An 18,140-nucleotide genomic window follows, 5' to 3' on the forward strand; every position below is an offset into this window, starting at 1 on the left:
CGTCCGCCGCGCGACCGTTCACGACCGCGCTGCTCGCGCGGACGCTCGGTGGTGTCGGAGGCTTCAGTGTGGACTTCGTAATCGCCTTCGGCGCGCGGAATGTTCTGGCCGATCAGCTTTTCGATCGCGGCCATCGACTTCTGGTCGAGCGGCGTCACGATCGAGATCGCGGTGCCGGTGCGGCCCGCGCGCCCGGTGCGGCCGATGCGGTGGACATAGTCATCGGCGTGATGGGGGGACGTCGAAATTGAAGACGTGGCTGACCTCGGGAATGTCGAGGCCGCGGGCTGCGACGTCGGAGGCGACGAGGAGGGGCAGCTCGCCCTTACGGAACTGGTCGAGCGCGGCCATGCGGGCCGGCTGGTCCATGTCGCCATGCAGCGCGCCGACACTGAAGCCGTGCTTCTGAAGCGACTTGTGAACGATCGCGACCTCGCGCTTGCGATTGCAGAAGATGATCGCGTTCTTGAGATCCTTGGCCTCGCGTAGCAGGCGGCGCAGCAATTCACGCTTCTCATGCGCCTCGCGTCCCGCGGGAACCTGGGATTGCGTGACGGTCACGGCGGTGGTGGCCGGCTTGGACACCTCGACTTTCTGCGGATTGTGCAGGAAGGCTTCGGTGATCCGCCGGATCTCCGGCGGCATGGTCGCGGTGAAGAACAGGGTCTGCCGCGTGAAGGGAACCAGCTTGCAGATGCGCTCGATGTCGGGAATGAAGCCCATGTCGAGCATGCGGTCCGCTTCGTCGATGACGAGCAGTTCGACGCCGGTGAGCAGAAGGCCGCCGCGCTCGGTGTGGTCGAGCAGGCGGCCGGGGGTGGCGATCAGCACGTCGACGCCGCGCATCAGCTTGGCATCCTGGTCGCCGAACGAGACGCCGCCGATCAGGAGGGCGACGTTGAGCTTCTGGCCGGCGCCGTAGCGATCAAAATTCTCTTTGACCTGGGCCGCGAGTTCGCGGGTCGGTTCGAGGATCAGCGTGCGCGGCATGCGCGCGCGGGCGCGACCCTTTTCGAGGATGGTGAGCATCGGCAGCACGAAGGCCGCGGTCTTGCCGGTGCCGGTCTGGGCGATGCCGAGCACGTCCTTGCGTGCGAGGACGTGGGGGATCGCCTGTTCCTGAATGGGGGTGGGGTTGGTGTAACCGGTGGCCGCCACTGCGGCGAGGACTTTTTCGGATAGTCCGAGATTTGAAAAGGACATTGAGCCTCTGGTCGAAACCGCCGTCCGGAATCGAGGGTAATAAGGCTGTCGCGCTCCACCCCGAAACGGCGCGCTCTCAAAGAAGCTGGGGGTGCTGACTCACGCGAACAAAGCGCCAGGCTCGGGAATCGGTCTTCGATCTGAGCCGCGTCGCCCCGGAACATAGGCAGGAATCGGCCAAAGTCAATGGAGCGGACGCGGGAAGACCCTAAAAAACCTGAGGTTTTTGCCCAAATAGCGGGCGCGGTTGGGGTTTTCCGCCCGGCCCGGCGGTCCTGCGGGAGCCCTCAAAACACGGGCTAATGTCCTTCCGAGGTCTGGGCGCGGAAATCGCCGGGGGCCATGCCGTAGGCGGCGTTGAAGACCCGGTAGTAGGTCGCCAGGCTCTCGAAACCGCAGGCGGCAGCGACATCCGCGATCAGCCGTTCCGGCGCCTCGCGCATCAGGCGGCGGCTCTGCTTCAGGCGTTCGTCCGTCACGGTTTGCGAGAAGCTTTTCGCCGCGGTTTCGAACAGCATGTGGAGATGACGCACGGAAATGCTGAGCAGGTCGGCCACCACCGTCGGCGCCAGATCGGGGTCTTGCAGGTGGCGCGCGATCAGGCGGCGAGCCTGTGAGAGGCGGGCGATCCGCAGCGCGGCCTGTCCGCGCCGGCTGCCCGGCCGCATGATGCCGCGCTCGATCAGCGCCAGATGGGCCAGGGTCTGGACGAGGGAGGTCGCATGGGAGGCGCCGTCATCCGCGCCGGCCTCGCCGAGATCGGCAAAGCAGGCGCTGAGCAGGGGCACCAAAGCGTTGTCGTTGAAGGTCTTGGGCTCGAGCTCGCGAACGCGCCTGTCCTGCGCCGGGATGCTGTTCGCGGGGATCTTCAGGATCCGCAGGTGGAAGCCGCCTGCGCCGAGCGGAGCCGTGCGATAGGGCAAGTCGGTATGGCTGGTGGCGAAGCTGCCATTGGCGATCGCGAAGTCGCTCGAGTGCATGCCGCCGAACCAGCCGCCGCTGCCGAGCTGCTGGTAGACGCAGATGCTGTCGCCAGGCGCGTATGCGATGTCGGAGGTGCTGCGCTCGACCGTGTAATGCGAGGCCTTCAACTCGACGAGGCCGCCGCCGCCGACCTGGCGCAACGAGAATTCGCCGTAGAAGTCCGCGCGGCGGTCGCGCTCGAGTTCGGCCGTGACGCCGAACAGGCCCTTGGCGCGCACCTCGCGCCAATAGTCGAAGCGGTCATGCGGCTCGACCTCGTCGGTGCACCAGTGATACACGGCAGCCCCCTCCACCGAAAATTGCCTAAGAAAAAGCAGATTCCGGCGGGATCTGCCATAGGCCAGATGATGGAACCGGAGCCCCAGACCGTTGAACCGTCGATGTGGCTGGGACGACTATCACATCAACGGCTGAGGTTCCCATGAACGAGCGTTCGAGGGAGCCGGCGTGAGACCGTCGGCAACGGGAAATTTTCGATGATGCGTCGGTTTTCCAGAATTCTGGCGGCCCTCGGCCTTGCGGCGAGCCTGAGCGGTTTCGCGCTTCCCGCACATGCCGAAAAGCGCGTCGCGCTCGTCGTCGGCAACAACGACTATAAGAATGTCCCGAAGCTGCTCAAGGCCGTCAACGACGCCCGCACGATGGGCGATACGCTCAAGCAGCTCGGCTTCGCGGTGATGGTCGCGGAGAACCAGAACCGCCAGCAATTCTCCGAAACGCTGCTCGCCTTCGACAGGGCGATCGAACCCGGCGACACCGCGTTCTTCTTCTACGCCGGCCACGGCTTCGAGATCGCGGGCCAGAACTATCTGCTGCCGACCGACGTGCCGGCGGCGACCGAAGGCCAGGAAGAGCTGGTGCGCGACGCTTCCATTCTGGCGGACCGCATCGTCGAGCGTCTTCAGAACAAGAAGGTGCGGACCTCGATCCTGGTGTTTGACGCCTGCCGCAACAATCCATTCGAGCGCGCCGGCACGCGCGCGGTGGCCGGCGGCGGGGGGCTGGCGCCGATGACGCAACTGCCCGAAGGCGTGTTCTCGGTGTTCTCGGCCGGTCCCCGCCAGACCGCGCTTGATCGCCTGTCCAACGACGACGCCAATCCCAATTCGGTGTTCACGCGCACCTTCGCGAGGGAGTTGCTCCAGCCCGGCGAGAACCTCGTTCAGGTGGCGCAGCGCACCCGCCGTCTCGTCAGCGAGATGGCCGATACCGTCAAGCACAGGCAGGTGCCGGTCTATTTCGACCAGATGGTCGACGACGTCTTCCTCAGCGGTCTGGCGAAGGACGGGGCCGCTACACGCCCGGCGGATCCGCCGCCGCAGAAGCTCGCGGCCCTGCCGCCCGTGTCGGTGCCGCGCGTGCCGCGGGAGGAAACCACCAACGCGCCGATCGCGAGCTTCTCGCGCCACAATGGCGGCTGGAGCGTGGTGTTCTCCTTCGCCGACCCGACGCTCGGCATCTCCTGGCGCATGGCCGGCAACGGCGATTTCCGCGAGACCGGCTTCATCGATACGCTCGATCCGCGCACGCGCAAGCGGATGCCGAACCCGTCGATCGAGTTGCCGCCGGATGCGCAGGCCGGCACGATCGAGGTCCGTTATGTCGACGCCTCCGGCGACATGCAGGGGCCGTTCCCGATCAGGTTCGATCCCGAAGCCGCGCTGATCCGCGACCAGCGCAAGATCCTCGACATGACTGCCACGAGCTGGCTGTCATTCCGCGAGTTCAACGGGCTGCTGGTCTACTACACGCACCTTGTGTCGTACCGCTGCGCCATCCGCGAGGTGCGCATCGGAATCGACACCGCCGTGCCAAACCAGGTGCTGAAGATGCCCACTTGCGACATGCGCGACCCGGGCGCGATCACCGCCGGCATGCCGCTCTACATGAAGCTCGCCCCGGCCACGCAGTTCATCTCGGTGGAACTGACCTATCGCGACGGCAGCGTCTCGGAGATCAAGAGTTTCCGCACGGCGAACCGCAGCAATAATTGATCATCTGGGCGGAGGCGTCGCATGCGGGTCCGCTACTCGCGGCGGTTCCTGACGAAGCGCTTGATGGACTCGATAGCCTCGATCAAAGGGGGAGCCAGCGAAAAGAACGCGCCCAACGCGATCGAGATGATGACGTGGCGCAGCAGAAGCTTCTCCGGCTCCTCGAACGGATAGCCGTTCTGGTCGATCCGTACCGGCGCGAGCGTGCCCGTGCCGTGCGGATTCGGCTTCCGCGGCTTGCGCGGCGGGATCATGATCACGACGAAAAGCACATTGATCAGGATCCAGACGCCGACCAGTATTAGGATCGTCTGCACTGCCATTTCCTGAAATCAACCAAAGTCTCCTGCAACGCTAATGGTCATTCGCCACTGCGGCAAATCAATTCAGGTTTGTTGCGTTGCAAAAAGTACTAAAGTCGTACATGAGGCCTCCACCGTGGACCCAGGCACCTCAAAGTCGCCCCAGGCTCGCTCCGTGAAAGTCCGGTGTTGCATCGTCGGCGGCGGGCCCGCCGGCATGATGCTCGGCTATCTCCTGGGACGGGCCGGCATCGACGTCGTGGTGCTGGAAAAGCATGCGGATTTCTTCCGCGACTTTCGCGGCGACACCGTGCATCCCTCAACGCTAGAGGTCATGGACGAGCTCGGCCTGATCGACGGCTTCCTGAAGCTGCCGCATCAGCGCTTGCAGAAAATGGACGGCTTGTTCGGCGGCACGCCCGTGCGGATCGCAGACCTCAGCAGGCTCCATACGAAATACCCCTTCATCGCCTTCATGCCGCAATGGGACTTCCTGAATTTCCTCCGCGAGGCAGGCCGGCGCTTTGCTTCGCTCAAGGTGATGATGAGCACGGAGGCCGTCGACCTGATCCGCCGGGGCGAGACGATCGCCGGCGTGCGGGCGAAGACGCCGGAAGGGCCGATCGACATCGAGGCCGATCTCACCGTCGCCTGCGACGGCCGGCATTCCACGGTGCGCGAGCGTGCGGGCCTTAGCGTCGAGGAGATCGGCGCGCCGATGGACGTGCTGTGGTTCCGCGCCGGCCGCAAGCCTGACGAGACGGAAAATGTGTTCGCGCGCGTCGAGCCGGGCAAGATGATGGTCACCTTCGACCGCGGCGACTATTGGCAATGCGCCTACGTCATCGCAAAGGGACAATACGATGCGGTGAAGGCGAGGGGATTGCAGGCGCTGCTCGACGACGTCGTGCGCATGGCGCCGATCCTGCGAAGCGGCATTGCCGATGTGAGGAGCTTTGACGACATCAAGCTGCTCACCGTCGTGATCAACCGCCTGACGCGCTGGACGCGGCCGGGCCTGCTCTGCATCGGGGATGCCGCGCATGCGATGTCGCCGGTCGGTGGCGTCGGCGTCAATCTCGCCGTGCAGGATGCGGTCGCGACCGCCAACCTGCTCGCCGACAGGCTTCAGCTCGGTTGCCCGTCCGAGGATGAACTCGATGCCGTGCGCCGTCGCCGCGAATTCCCGATGAAGGTGACGCAGCGAATGCAGGTGATCGTGCAGAACAACATCATCAGCGGGGCTTTGCAGCCGGGCGACCGGCCGCTGAAGGTGCCGCTGATCGTGCGCCTCATCACCGCGCTGCCCTGGCTGCAGGGCATTCCTGCGCGCCTGCTTGCGGTCGGCGTGCGCCCCGAGCACGTGCAGTCGACGGCCGCGCCGGCATCGTAGCTCGAGAACCAGGTAGGGATAATTTCGCCTTAAATCGCGCATGGCGCGTTGCGTCCGTGCAACAGCGCAAACGGATTCAATGAGCGTTGGCGGCCAATCCCGCGTCTTAACTTTCTTGATTCGAATTTTAGTAAGGACTGTCTGTGAGCGTGCACCCATCAAGGGACATGGGGTGTACTATGCGTAACAAGTTGATTGCTGCCTTCGCCTGCACGACCGCTCTGGTTTCGACAGGTGCTGCTTCCGCCGCCGACCTCGCCGCGCGGCCCTACACGAAGGCGCCAGCCTATATCGAGCCGCTGTTCAACTGGACCGGTTTCTACGTCGGCGGCCACATCGGCGGCGCCTGGACCAACGAGCAGTTCGTCAACAACGGCAACAGCCTCGGCTTTGGCGATCTGCTGCCGGGCCAGGGCTATCGGCAGCGCGGCTCGGGCATCATGGGCGGCGCCCAGATCGGCTACAACTGGCAGGCCAACAACTTCGTCTTCGGCATGGAGGGAACGATCTCCGGCCTCAACAACAAGGGCACGGTCGTGAACACCGCCTTCGGTGCCCGTGACGACGTGTTCTCCTGGCGCGCCAACGTGCTCGCGACGGTCGTCGGCCGTGCGGGCTTTGCCGTCCAGAACAACCTGTTCTACATCAAGGGCGGCTATGCCGGCGTGAACAACCGTCTCAACGTCAGCGACACGGTCACACCCGGTTCGGGCGGTCAGACCCACTGGGCCAACGGCTGGACCGTCGGCGCCGGTTGGGAATACGGCATTACCCGCAACTGGATCGTCGGCCTCGAATACAATTACGCGGCCTTCGGCAGCCAGACCTATCAGCTCGGCGGCACAACGACGAACTACACATTTGATGCCAAGCCGCGCGACATCCAGTGGGCCGTTGTGCGCGCCAGCTACAAGTTCGACGCGCCGGTCATCGCGCGCTACTGAGACTAGACAGGGGCGTCATAACAACGAAGGCCCCGGGGTAACTCCCCGGGGCTTTTCGTTGCGCCGAGTCGGGCCAATACTGGCTAGCAGCGGACAAGTACGCGGAGAGCTGACTCGGACTATGTCGATTGACGTGCATATAGATGCAGTCGACAGGCAAAAAGTGCACACATCTGTGGCAGGTGCGCAACGTCCCGGAACAAACGGCACTGCAACCGGACGGGTGCGACAGCGATGGCCGCAGATCTTGCGGCGAAGCCATACGTCAAGGCGCCGCCGCCGGTAGTAGCGGTGTATAACTGGACCGGCTTCTATGTCGGTGTGAGCGGCGGTGGCGGCTGGGGTAGGTCGCGTTTTGACGCGTCGCCGATCGGCACCACGACCGGCAACTTTGATGTGTCCGGTGGATTGGCTGGTGGTACGGCCGGCTACAACTGGCAGACGGGACAGTGGGTGTTCGGTGTCGAGGGCGACATCGACTGGTCGGGCGTTCGCGGCACCAACGGCAACCGGCCGACGCTGCCGGCCGCCGGCGGATTTGTCTGTAACGGCCCAATAGCAGCAGGCGGCAACGGTTTTGCTTGCCGCACCGAGAACACCTGGCTCGGTACCGTCCGCGGTCGGTTCGGTTACGCAATCAACAATGTGCTGCTGTACGGCACCGGCGGCGTCGCCTTCGGTGACGTAAAAGCTCGTATCATCAGCGACCCGGGATTTCCGACGTTCGGCGGAGCAACCGACACGCGGGTCGGCTGGACGGTTGGCGCGGGCGTCGAGTGGGGCTTCCTGCCGAACTGGAGCTTCAAGGGCGAGTACCGCTATGTCGACCTCGGCAGCTTCACGTGCGGCCTGCAGACCGTCGCCGGCGGCGCCGGATGCGATCCTGCCAATAGCGTGCGTGTGAACTTCCGCGAGAATATCGGCCTGGTCGGCGTCAACTATCGCTTCGGCGGTCCGGTGGTCGCGCGGTACTGATCCCTCCCGGATGAAACTCAAAAGCCCCGGCTCGCGCCGGGGCTTTTTTATGGGCGCAGAGGTGGGCTTACGTCATCACCGAGTAGCCGCCATCGACGGGGATCGCGGTGCCCGTGATGAAGTTCGACGCGGGCGAGGCGAGGAACACGGCGATGCCGGCGAAGTCGTCGATGCCGCCCCAACGTCCCGCAGGCGTGCGCGCCAGCACGCGCTCGTGCAATCCCGATATCTGCTTGCGCGCGCCGCGGGTGAGGTCGGTGTCGATCCAGCCCGGCAAGATGGCGTTGACCTGGATGTTGTCGGGCGCCCAGGCATTGGCGCAGGCGCGCGTGTACTGCACGATGCCGCCTTTGCTCGCCGCATAGGCCGCCGCGAAACTCGCGCCGAAGATCGACAGCATCGAGCCGATGTTGATCACCTTGCCGTTGCCGGACGCCTTCAGCGCCGGATAGGCAAGCTTCGAGCACATGAAGGCGCTGGTGAGGTTGGTGTCGATCACCTTGTTCCACTCGTCGAGCTCGAGCTCGTGCGGCGGCTTGCGGATGCTCATGCCGGCATTGTTGACGAGGACGTCGATGCGGCCGAGCTCTTTGACGACGCGGTCGATCATCGCCGCGACGGCCGCCGTGTTGGTCACGTCAGTGGTGACGGCAATCGCCTTCACGCCGCGCTTCCTGAGATCGGCCACAGCGTCGGCGGACTTGGTTTCGTTGCGTCCCACCACAGCGATGTCGGCGCCGGCGTCGGCAAGGCCGCGGGCCATGCCGAGCCCGATGCCGCCATTGCCTCCCGTGACGATCGCGACCTTGCCGCGGAGATCGAACCGGCTGGATGTCATGCTTTGATTCCTTCGTTTCTTCTATTGGTTGCTCTGCCAGATCAGGACCAGTCCGAGGCCGGCCATGGCTGCGCCATAGCCGACCCATTGCAGCTGGTTGATCATGAAGCTCGATCGCGGCCAGGCGATCGTGCCCGTGCCCTGTCCGATCCAGAGCAGCCCGACGGCGAGGGCAAACAGGCCTGCGATCAGCAGAAATCTGCGCATGCATTCCTCCCCATTGGTCCGCTTCGGTCGCGGCCTACGGCATGAACGATCGCCACCGCCGCGAAAACTTGGGCGCACAGTAGCCGTAGCCGCGGTTCGGGCACAATGGCGGTACCGGCACAATGGATTAGCCAGTGTGGGAGGCGGCATGCGCGGGGCAGGGCGATCACAGATGCGATCGGCCAGAGCGTGCAGGAAGCCGAAGGCGAGTGTCAGCCGCTGCAAGTCCCAAACGAAAAAGCCCCGGCGATGCCGGGGCTTTGACGTCTGAAGTTGAGTTCAGATCAGTACTTCGCGACGACCGGACCGGTCCAGTTGAAGCGGTAGACCAGCGAGGTCGAGATCGTCTGGTTCCAGTTGTTGGCGCGGATGCTGTTGCCAATCGGCAGGTTGGTGAGGTTGTCGATCTCGTTCTGGGTCTTGGCATTGTAGAACGCCGAGCGATATTCGGTCTTCATGAACCAGCCGGGCGACTGGATGCCGAAGATGTTCAGGTTGTTCTCGACGCCGCCGCCGATGAACCAGCCGTTACGGTTGTAGCCGTTGAGGTGGACGCCAGCGTCAAAACCGGCGAGCGTCATCAAATTCGTGCTGCCGAAGTGGGCGCCCGAGTAACCGCCGTTGACGTAAGAGAGAACGTTCGGAGCAACCAGCCAGCCGAGGCGCACACCAACGGCCCACGAGTCTTGCAGCTTCTGGGTGCCGGTGATCTGGAGAAGAGGATCCTGCACGGTGGCGCGGATGCTGCCGAACTGACCGTCGGCGAACACACCGGCGACCCAGGTGCTGTTGAACTGCCAGTCGTAGCCGAGACCGACGGTGCCGAACCAGCCCGAACCGCCCTGGCGCTGATCGATCGTCAGCGGCACGCCGGTGAGGGTGTCAACCACGTGCTGATCGGAAGCCGACACGCCACCGCCGCCACCGCCAAAGATATAGAAGCCGGTCCAGTTCGCGACGGGCGGCGCAACCGGGGCCTTCACGTAGGGACGAGCCGCCAGGTCGGCCGCCGAGGCCGAACCGGTCATCGCCGCGACCGCGGTCAGAGCGAGCAAAATCTTCTTCATGTGAATGTCCCCAACTTTAATCTGCCGTGGCAGGCGCGAGCGCGACTGAAGTTCGTTTGATCTGATGCCCGGACTATAGACGTTTCCGGCCGAAATGCTGTTGCCGGGCAAGCACAGTCGCCGGAAAACGCCCGCCACGAAGGGTTTGCAGCGCTAACGGTCGAATCGATAAAAGTCGCGTATATTCAATGCGTTAAAAGAATCGCGGACCTTGGATTTGGAGTAGCTTCTCATTAGTAAATCCGGCTTCGTCGGAAATGGCGGCGACGGCGCCTCAGCTTTGGGTCTGTGAGTCGCTGGCCGAGTCGCTGATTGCGTGCCTGGATTCCGCCGTAGCCGGTCTCATTGGCTCGGAGCCGTCGAGCGCGATGTGGCCGCGGGTGTGCCCGGCTCCACGTGCCCGGAATGCCTACCAGCGACTTCTTGTTGCTGTCGCCCTGGTGATATCGCGGCGCGATGCCCGCGACCCACTACGTTGCGAATGGCGCGGCGTCAAACGCCGCGCCGCTCCTCAGACGTCAAGCAGTTCCTCATTGGCGAACTCGGCCTTGTCCGAGATGAACGCGAAACGCGCTTCGGCCTTGGTGCCCATCAGGCGCTCTACCGAATCCGCCGTGGTGTCGCGGTCGTCGGCGAGCAGCACCACCTTGAGCAGCGTCCGCTTGCTCGGATCCATGGTGGTTTCCTTAAGCTGCGCCGGCATCATCTCGCCGAGGCCTTTGAAGCGGTTTACCTCGACCTTGGCGTTGGCGTTGAACTCGCTTTTGATCAGCGCTTCCTTGTGTGCGTCGTCGCGGGCGTAGACCGATTTGGTGCCGTGGGTCAGCTTGTAGAGCGGGGGCACGGCGAGGAAGAGGTGGCCCTCGTCGATCAGCCGCGGCATCTGCCGGTAGAAGAAGGTGATCAGGAGCGACGCGATGTGAGCGCCGTCGACGTCGGCGTCGGTCATGATGATGATGCGCTGGTAGCGCAGATCCTCTTCGCGGTACTGCGCGAGTTGGCCGCAGCCGATCGCCTGCACCAGATCGGAGATCTGGGCGTTCGCCGTAAGCTTGTCCTTGCCGGCAGAGGCGACGTTGAGGATCTTGCCGCGCAAGGGCAGCACGGCCTGGTTCTTGCGGTCGCGCGCCTGCTTGGCGCTGCCGCCGGCCGAGTCACCCTCGACGATGAAGAGCTCGGAGCCTTCGGTGCCGGCATCGGTGCAGTCGGCGAGCTTGCCGGGCAGGCGCAGCTTCTTGCCGGCGGTCTTGCGCGCCGTCTCCTTCTCCTGGCGGCGGCGCAAGCGCTCCTCGGCACGATCGATCACGAAGTCGAGCAGCTTGTTGGCCTGGTTCGGATTGCCCGAGAGCCAGTGGTCGAACGGATCCTTCATCGCCTGTTCGACGATGCGCTGGGCCTCGGCGGTGGCGAGGCGATCCTTGGTCTGGCCCTGGAATTCAGGCTCGCGCACGAACACGGAGAGCATCACGGCGGCGCCGACCATCACGTCTTCAGAGGTAATGGAAGCCGAGCGCTTGCCCTGGCCGACGCGCTCGGCGTGATCTTTCAGGCCGCGCAGCAGCGCGCTGCGCAGGCCGGATTCGTGCGTACCGCCATCGGGCGTCGGCACGGTGTTGGTGTAGGAAGAGAGGAAGCCGTCGGCGTCCGCGGTCCAGGCCACAGCCCATTCGCAGGCGCCATGCGCGCCGTTGCGGCCCGACTTGCCGGAGAAGATGTCGGGATGCACCAGCGTGTCGGCGTGGATCGCAGCCGCGAGATAATCCTTGAGACCGCCCGGAAAGTGGAACGTCGCCTCCGCCGGCACGTCCTCGACGCCCTTGAGCAATTCGGGAGCGCAATTCCAGCGGATCTCGACGCCGCCGAACAGATAGGCCTTGGAGCGCGTCATCTTGAACAGGCGCTGCGGCTTGAACGCGGCCTTGGCGCCGAAGATGTCGGTATCGGGCTTGAAGCGCACACGCGTACCGCGGCGGTTGTTGATCTTGCCGAGGTCCTCGAGCTTGCCTTTGGGATGGCCGCGCTCGAATGTCATGCGATAAAGTTTTTGGCTGCGCGCAACCTCGACCTCGAGGAGCGAGGACAGTGCGTTCACGACGGAAATGCCGACGCCGTGCAGGCCGCCCGAGGTCTCGTAGACCTTGGAGTCGAACTTGCCGCCCGAATGCAGCGTGCACATGATGACTTCGAGCGCAGACTTTTTCGGGAACTTTGGATGGGGGTCGACCGGAATGCCGCGGCCGTTGTCGGTGACGGTGAGGAAGCCGTCCGCGCTCAACTCGACACCGATGAAGGTCGCGTGCCCCGCCAGCGCCTCGTCCATCGAGTTGTCGATGACTTCGGCGAAGAGGTGATGCAGCGCTTTCTCGTCGGTGCCGCCGATATACATGCCAGGCCGGCGCCGCACTGGTTCCAGGCCTTCGAGCACTTCGATGTCGGCTGCGGTGTAGTCGGCCTCCCCGCCGCTTGCGCGCGTCGCCGCTTTGGCTGCCGTGCGGGGCTTTGGCTCGTCACTGCCGAAAAAATCGTCTTTTGCTTTGGGTTTCAACTGCTTGGACATGCATTTTGATGTGTGTTGAGGGCCGCGCAGGCGGCGAATCGGTTGGGCTGACTATGCCACGGCTGGCCCGGAAAGGTCACCGCAGGGCTGGCCGGGCGATGTGGTTGGGAGCCAATCCCGGCGATTTTACGCCGCAGGCCCAGCAATTCCCGGCAATTTGACGTCCCGGGCCGGTTTGGGCCGAGCTTTGTGACTTGATGTCACACAAGTCCTTGGCTTACCAGTCTTTTTATCTGACGGGACCGTGACGGGGCGGGAGGGCGATCTGGAATGGAGCAGTTTGCGCACGCGCTGGCCGACTTCGTGCGCCTTCATCAAGCTTGGGCGGCTCCCATCGTGTTCGTGCTCGCCTTCGGGGAGTCGCTCGCGTTCATCTCGCTGCTGATCCCAGCCTGGGGTGCGCTGGTCGCGATCGGCGCGCTGATCGGCGCCAGCGGCATCAGCTTCTATCCAGTCTGGATTGCCGGTGGCTTCGGCGCAGCGCTGGGTGACTGGGTCTCCTATTGGTTCGGCTACCGCTACAAGGAGCAGGTCGCCCAGATCTGGCCGCTCTCGCGCTATCCGGAAATCCTGCCCAAGGGCGAGGCCTTCGTGCGGAGCTGGGGCGTGCCCAGCATCTTCATCGGCCGCTTCTTCGGCCCCTTGCGCGCCTCCGTACCGCTTGCGGCCGGCATTTTCGAAATGCCGTACTGGAGCTTCCAGGCCGCCAATTTCGTCTCGGCGCTGGTCTGGTCGGCGGCACTCCTGCTGTTCGGCGACGTGATCGCGAAGATCATGGAATGGCTCTGGCGGGTGATCTGAGCGAGCCCGGGACAGGTTGACGCCCGCGGGGCGGAAGAAACTTAAAAGTCGTTCTTTTCGAGGGTGCTGCTGGTAATTTTCGCCTGCTAGTTGAGCTGCCGACTTAACGGCCGAGCGCTCAGCATATGATCGTACGCGTTTGTTCAACTTTCCTGGTGGCTTTGCTCCTCGCGTCGCCATGCATGAAATCGTATGCCGCTGAATCATCCGGCGCTGATCGGCCCGGCTGGGTCGATCCGGGCTGGCGGCGAACGGTGGCGCGTTACGCCGTAACATTCGACGAGAAGGGGCTGAGCACGGAGGTCTTTGAGTTCGAAATCAAGGCGCTCGACGAGAGGGGCGCGGAGGCGATCGCGCAGCAGAGTTTCCAGTACAACAGCTATTTTGACGATTTGTCGTCGATGGCGCTTGCCACTCTCAAGGCCGATGGCACCGTGATCGAGGTCGATGAGCGCGCCATCCGCGATCAACCGGCGTCGACAGATTCCTCCTCTCCCTACTTCGACGAGGTTCGCAACAGGATCATCGCCTATCCCCATGTTGCTCCCGGCGACAGCATCCGCGGGCGTCTGGTCTACCAGGCGAAGCAGCCGAGATTTCCAGGTGAGTTTGCGCGCTCCTGGAGCGAGCCGGCGAGCCAGCCCCCCGAAGTGCTCGAAGTGACCGTTGATGGACCGGCATCCAGGCCACTGCGGGTCGCGCTGCGCAATGTCGAACACCGTGAAGAGAGGGTGAACGATCGGATCGTCCATCGCGTGCGTTTCAAGCAAGATGCGCCCAGACCCCGCCAGATCGACGACGAGACGCTCGCCTACGCCGAGCGTTTCGAGGTGAGCACGTTTGCCGACTATGCCGCTTTCGCGGCGATGCTGAACGCACGCAACGCGCCGATGGCGCGACCGGACGAGAGGCTGACGCGACTGTCGCGCGAGATTGCGGGCGACGCCGTCGGCACGCGCGCGAAGGTCGAGCGCCTCTACAATTGGGTGGCTCGAAACATCCGCTATGTCGGGATTGGACTCGAGGACGGCGGCTGGACATCGCAGCCTGCCTCGGCTGTGCTTGCGTCGCGTTACGGCGATTGCAAGGCGCACGCGACGCTGTTCAAGGCGTTGCTTGCCGCCCAGGGCATCGAAGCCAATTTTGTCGCGGTGAACTCGGACGCAAGATACACGCTCACTGAAGTCGCCACCCCGAACTTTGACCACGCGATCGCCTATGTTCCGGAGATCGACCAATATCTCGATCCGACCGCTTCGTTGTTCGCCTTCGGCTCCCTGCCACCGAACCTTGCCGGCAAGCCGGTTCTCAACATCGACAAGGGCACTTTGGGCCGCATCCCCATGGCCGATCCGGAGCGCTTCCGGATGGCTGCGGAAACGGACTACGTCCTCGGCAACGATGGGAAACGCGAAGTCCGCTCGATCCTGTCTGGTACCGGCGTCGGCGCAGAACTGGGGCGCACGCTCGCGCAGGGACTTGATGATCAAGACCGGCGCATGGCCGCGAGGAAGCTGATCGAGCAGGCCGGTCTGACCGGTACCGGCGATTACACCTATCCAAACCCGCGCGAACTGACAGACGACTACGCGATCACATCCACGTTCCAGATCAGCAAGCCCACCGATCTCGGCCGGCCCGCGCACGTCAGGATGTTGCCTCTGACCGATCCAAGACAATCCCTCCTGCGGTTGGTTGCGCGGCAGACGAATGGACGGCCTTTTGTCTGCCGACCGATGGAATATCGCGAGGTCGCTTCACTCACGGTTCCCGAAAACACGTTCTTTTACGAGAAACCGGCACCGATCGCCTATTCGGCGACGTTCGAAGGCAGAACAGGCAACGCTGAAGTCCACGGCCGGATCGAGGTGAATGCCACCATCGCTGTCGATGGCCGAACCATCCGCTCCAATGCGCTTCTTCGCCTTACACTCGACGCACCGGTCTGCCCGGCAGAGTTCGGTCCGGCTATCGAGAAGGGGTTCGATAAGCTCGACGAGTTCAGGTACGGGCCGATCGGTCTGACCCCGAAGGGAGCAGCCTCGGTCGTCGAGGTCAGTGCAGACTTCACCGACGGCGCGAACGCATATCTTGCTCATGATTTCCAGCGCGCGATGGAGCGGTTGAAGCCGCTGGCCGAAATCGGCAATGCGCGCGCACAGTCCTATCTGGGCGCGATGTACCGCGATGGAAATGGAACGAAGCGCGATCGCGTGGAGGCGATCAAGTGGTTTCGTCTCTCCGCCGAACAGGGCGATGCCTACAGTCAGGAGCAACTTGCCTATCTCTACGAGACGAGCACAGGGACGGCTCGCGACGAAAAGCAGGCGGCCGACTGGTACGGCAAGGCAGCGGATCAGGGCAATGTCTACAGCCAGACCCGGCTTGCCGCCATGTACAGGGACGGTCGAGGCGTTCCCCAGGACTTTGCCCTCGCTTTCGATCTGTTTTCGAAGGCGGCTGAGCAGGGCTCGACGTACGCGCAGACGGGTCTCGGCCTCTTGCACATCAAAGGCGAGGGCGTGCCGCAGGACCTTGCCAAAGGCATTTCCCTGCTGCGCAAGGCGGCGGATCAGAACGACGGCTGGGCCCAATACAATTTGGGGTGGGCCTATGAGAGTGGCACGGGTGTGCCGAAGGATACCCAGCAGGCGATCGATTGGTACAGCAAGGCGTCGGCCCGTGGAAACGAGCAAGCAGGCGCTCATCTGTATGAGCTGACGCGTGGGCGTTCCTTCTGGGGGACACTCTTCAGTCATCTCGGGCTGGCCAGATGGTAGTGCCAGCAAGGCTGCGACGGCGTCGAATGATGGATCCAAATCCTTGACGCCAGGCCGATTTGGCCTTATAGCCGCGCGCCATGATCAACGCCGCGACCATCCTGTTCGCCCGTCGCCGCCGCCGCAGTCTTGCGGTTTGGGCGGTCGATCGCGTTTGAGATTATCGTCTTTGCCGCTGGACCCGATCCGCGGCATTCTCTCTCCTGTCAGCGCGATCTGATCCGGCGGCCCCCAAGGAGGCCCAGCAGGAGACCACGATGTACACGCCACCCTTTTTCAAGCAGGACCGCGCCGCGAGCCTGAGATTCGCGGAAGAGCGCGGCTTCGGCACGATGTGCGCCTTTGACGGCCAACAGCCGCTCGCTTCGCCGCTGCCGTTTTACCTGACCTATGCCGCCGACGGCACGCCGCAGGCCGCCTTTCATGTCGCCCGTCACAATCCGCTGGTAAAACTTGCGGACGGAGCTGCGTCCTGGCTGCTCGCGGTCAACGGCCCCGATGCTTATGTATCGCCCGACTGGTACGTCTCACCGGATCAGGTGCCGACCTGGCTCTACCAGTCGGTGCATCTGAGCGGGCCGGTGCGGCTCCTGTCGGACGCCGAACTGGCGGTGCAGTTCGAGACGCTCAGCGACAAGTTCGAGAGCTGGCTGTTGCCGAAGACGCCGTGGACATCGGCGAAGATGACGGCGGGCCGGTTTGAAGCGCTGAAGAAGGCGATCGTGGGTCTGGTGATGACGGTTGAAGAGGTCGAGGGCAGCTTCAAGCTCAACCAGCACAAGTCGGACGCCGACTACGCGGCAATCGCGGATGCACTTGGCGAAGGCGATACTGACGCCAGGAAAATCTCACATTTGATGCGGCAGGCCAGGCCGCAAATTTTTGCAGACGACACGAACAAGCTCGAAAGGAGCGTGCCATGAGCCTTTCTGAAACCAGTCTCGCTGACACCACGAAAGCCCCGACCACCGGCGCGGCAAAGAAGCCGGCCACCGTCTTCGTTGACGGCGGTTCCGGCACCACCGGGCTCGGCATCAACGAGCGGCTGAAGCTCCAGGGCGATGTCGTCGTGAAGACGATTGCCGACGACAAGCGCAAGGATCCCGCGGCCAAGAAGGCGCTGATGGAGGAGGTGGACCTCGTCATCCTCTGCCTGCCCGACGATGCCGCGAAGGAAACGGTCGCGCTGGTCGACAGCATGGGCGCCTCGGCGCCGAAGGTGCTGGACGCCTCGACCGCCTACCGGGTCGCGCCGGACTGGGCCTATGGCTTTCCGGAACTGACGCCGGACCAGGCCGCCAAGATCAAGACCGCGAAGAAGGTCTCAAATCCGGGCTGCTATCCGACCGGTGCGATCGCGCTGCTGCGGCCGATCGTCGATGCCGGCCTGTTGCCGCAGGATTATCCCGTCACCGTCAACGCGGTGAGCGGCTATTCCGGCGGCGGCAAGTCGATGATCGCGAGCTTTGAAGACCGCAGCGCGCCGTCCTTCGAGCTCTACGGCCTCGGCTTCGAGCACAAGCATCTGCCGGAGATGCAGCTCTACTCGAACCTGACGCGGCGGCCGATCTTCATTCCCTCGGTCGGCAATTACCGGCAGGGCATGCTGGTCTCGGTGCCGCTCCAGCTCGACACGGTGGCGGGCAAGCCTGATGGTGCGGCTCTGCAGGCCGCACTGGCAAAACGGTACGCCGGCTCAAAGTATGTCTCGGTGATGCCGCTTCAAAACGAAGCGTCGAAGGGCAGCCGGCTCGAGCCGGAAGCGCTCAACGAGACCAACATGCTCGAGCTCTACGTCTTTGCCAGCGACAAGTATCACCAGGCCGTGCTGGTCGCCCGGCTCGACAATCTCGGCAAGGGTGCTTCGGGTGCCGCCGTGCAGAACATGCGGCTGATGCTGGGCCTGGCAGACGAGTAGGGCACGCTCGTGCCCCGGACGCAGCGCAGCGTGAAACGATGCGCTGCAGAGCCGGGCCCATGCCCCACAGCTCACAGCGGCTTTCTGGGTCCCGGCTCTGCGCAGCAACGCCGTAAGCGCGTTTACGCGCGTCTTCGACGCGCTGTGGCGTTGCAGCGCGTCCGGGACACGAGAGAA

The 18,140-nt window shown here is 63.8% G+C and carries 14 protein-coding genes and 1 pseudogene; 8 read left to right on the forward strand and 7 right to left on the reverse strand.

Features of this window, described 5'->3' with window-relative positions; all coding sequences use genetic code 11:
* Positions 1-1,203 (reverse strand): annotated as a pseudogene (locus AC630_RS27235) (DEAD/DEAH box helicase); the annotation flags it as partial.
* Positions 1,204-1,502: 299 nt separating this feature from the next.
* Positions 1,503-2,465: a helix-turn-helix transcriptional regulator gene (locus AC630_RS27240; RefSeq protein ID WP_074121553.1), complete on the reverse strand. Its 963-nt coding sequence runs from the start codon at positions 2,463-2,465 to the stop codon at positions 1,503-1,505.
* Between the two features lie 198 nt (positions 2,466-2,663).
* Here AC630_RS27240 and AC630_RS27245 point away from each other — a divergent pair, with 198 nt between their 5' ends.
* Positions 2,664-4,181: a caspase family protein gene (locus AC630_RS27245; RefSeq protein ID WP_074121554.1), complete on the forward strand. Its 1,518-nt coding sequence runs from the start codon at positions 2,664-2,666 to the stop codon at positions 4,179-4,181.
* A 32-nt stretch (positions 4,182-4,213) separates the two neighbouring features.
* Here AC630_RS27245 and AC630_RS27250 read toward each other — a convergent pair whose 3' ends face one another.
* Positions 4,214-4,498: a hypothetical protein gene (locus AC630_RS27250; RefSeq protein WP_074121588.1), complete on the reverse strand. Its 285-nt coding sequence runs from the start codon at positions 4,496-4,498 to the stop codon at positions 4,214-4,216.
* A gap of 121 nt (positions 4,499-4,619) precedes the next feature.
* Here AC630_RS27250 and AC630_RS27255 point away from each other — a divergent pair, with 121 nt between their 5' ends.
* The 3 genes from AC630_RS27255 to AC630_RS27265 all read left to right on the forward strand — a co-directional run bounded on the left by AC630_RS27255 (position 4,620) and on the right by AC630_RS27265 (position 7,795).
* Entirely contained in the window at positions 4,620-5,876 is a 1,257-nt protein-coding gene (locus AC630_RS27255) for an FAD-dependent oxidoreductase (RefSeq protein WP_208867054.1), read from the forward strand.
* A gap of 179 nt (positions 5,877-6,055) precedes the next feature.
* On the forward strand, positions 6,056-6,820 hold the full coding sequence (locus tag AC630_RS27260; protein WP_074121556.1) for an outer membrane protein: 765 nt from the start codon (positions 6,056-6,058) through the stop codon (positions 6,818-6,820).
* Positions 6,821-7,054: 234 nt separating this feature from the next.
* Positions 7,055-7,795 (forward strand): outer membrane protein, encoded by a 741-nt coding sequence (locus AC630_RS27265; RefSeq protein WP_074121557.1) that lies wholly within the window; start codon positions 7,055-7,057, stop codon positions 7,793-7,795.
* Between the two features lie 67 nt (positions 7,796-7,862).
* Here AC630_RS27265 and AC630_RS27270 read toward each other — a convergent pair whose 3' ends face one another.
* The 4 genes from AC630_RS27270 to parE all read right to left on the reverse strand — a co-directional run bounded on the left by AC630_RS27270 (position 7,863) and on the right by parE (position 12,464).
* Positions 7,863-8,633: an SDR family NAD(P)-dependent oxidoreductase gene (locus AC630_RS27270; protein ID WP_074121558.1), complete on the reverse strand. Its 771-nt coding sequence runs from the start codon at positions 8,631-8,633 to the stop codon at positions 7,863-7,865.
* A gap of 21 nt (positions 8,634-8,654) precedes the next feature.
* A complete protein-coding gene (locus AC630_RS27275) occupies positions 8,655-8,840 on the reverse strand; it encodes a hypothetical protein (protein ID WP_074121559.1) in 186 nt (61 codons plus the stop codon).
* 284 nt (positions 8,841-9,124) lie between these two features.
* Positions 9,125-9,907: an outer membrane protein gene (locus tag AC630_RS27280; RefSeq protein ID WP_074121560.1), complete on the reverse strand. Its 783-nt coding sequence runs from the start codon at positions 9,905-9,907 to the stop codon at positions 9,125-9,127.
* Positions 9,908-10,418: 511 nt separating this feature from the next.
* Complete coding sequence (gene parE / locus AC630_RS27285) at positions 10,419-12,464, reverse strand: DNA topoisomerase IV subunit B (protein WP_074121561.1); 2,046 nt, start codon at positions 12,462-12,464, stop codon at positions 10,419-10,421.
* A gap of 270 nt (positions 12,465-12,734) precedes the next feature.
* Between parE and AC630_RS27290 the strand changes: the two genes are divergently transcribed.
* From AC630_RS27290 to argC, 4 genes are all read left to right on the forward strand, one after another.
* Positions 12,735-13,265, forward strand: a complete 531-nt coding sequence (locus tag AC630_RS27290; protein ID WP_074121562.1) for a DedA family protein — start codon at positions 12,735-12,737, stop codon at positions 13,263-13,265.
* A gap of 182 nt (positions 13,266-13,447) precedes the next feature.
* Positions 13,448-16,045: a DUF3857 domain-containing protein gene (locus AC630_RS27295; RefSeq protein WP_083636411.1), complete on the forward strand. Its 2,598-nt coding sequence runs from the start codon at positions 13,448-13,450 to the stop codon at positions 16,043-16,045.
* A 257-nt stretch (positions 16,046-16,302) separates the two neighbouring features.
* Positions 16,303-16,968 carry an FMN-binding negative transcriptional regulator gene (locus tag AC630_RS27300; RefSeq protein WP_074121564.1) on the forward strand — a complete coding sequence of 222 codons (666 nt, stop codon included), beginning with the start codon at positions 16,303-16,305 and terminating at the stop codon, positions 16,966-16,968.
* Positions 16,965-17,963 carry an N-acetyl-gamma-glutamyl-phosphate reductase gene (gene argC / locus AC630_RS27305; protein ID WP_074121565.1) on the forward strand — a complete coding sequence of 333 codons (999 nt, stop codon included), beginning with the start codon at positions 16,965-16,967 and terminating at the stop codon, positions 17,961-17,963. Before AC630_RS27300 ends, argC begins: the two co-directional genes overlap by 4 nt.
* The last annotated feature ends 177 nt before the right edge of the window (positions 17,964-18,140 follow it).

The organism is Bradyrhizobium sp. AS23.2 (assembly GCF_001908185.1).
GTDB lineage: Bacteria > Pseudomonadota > Alphaproteobacteria > Rhizobiales > Xanthobacteraceae > Bradyrhizobium.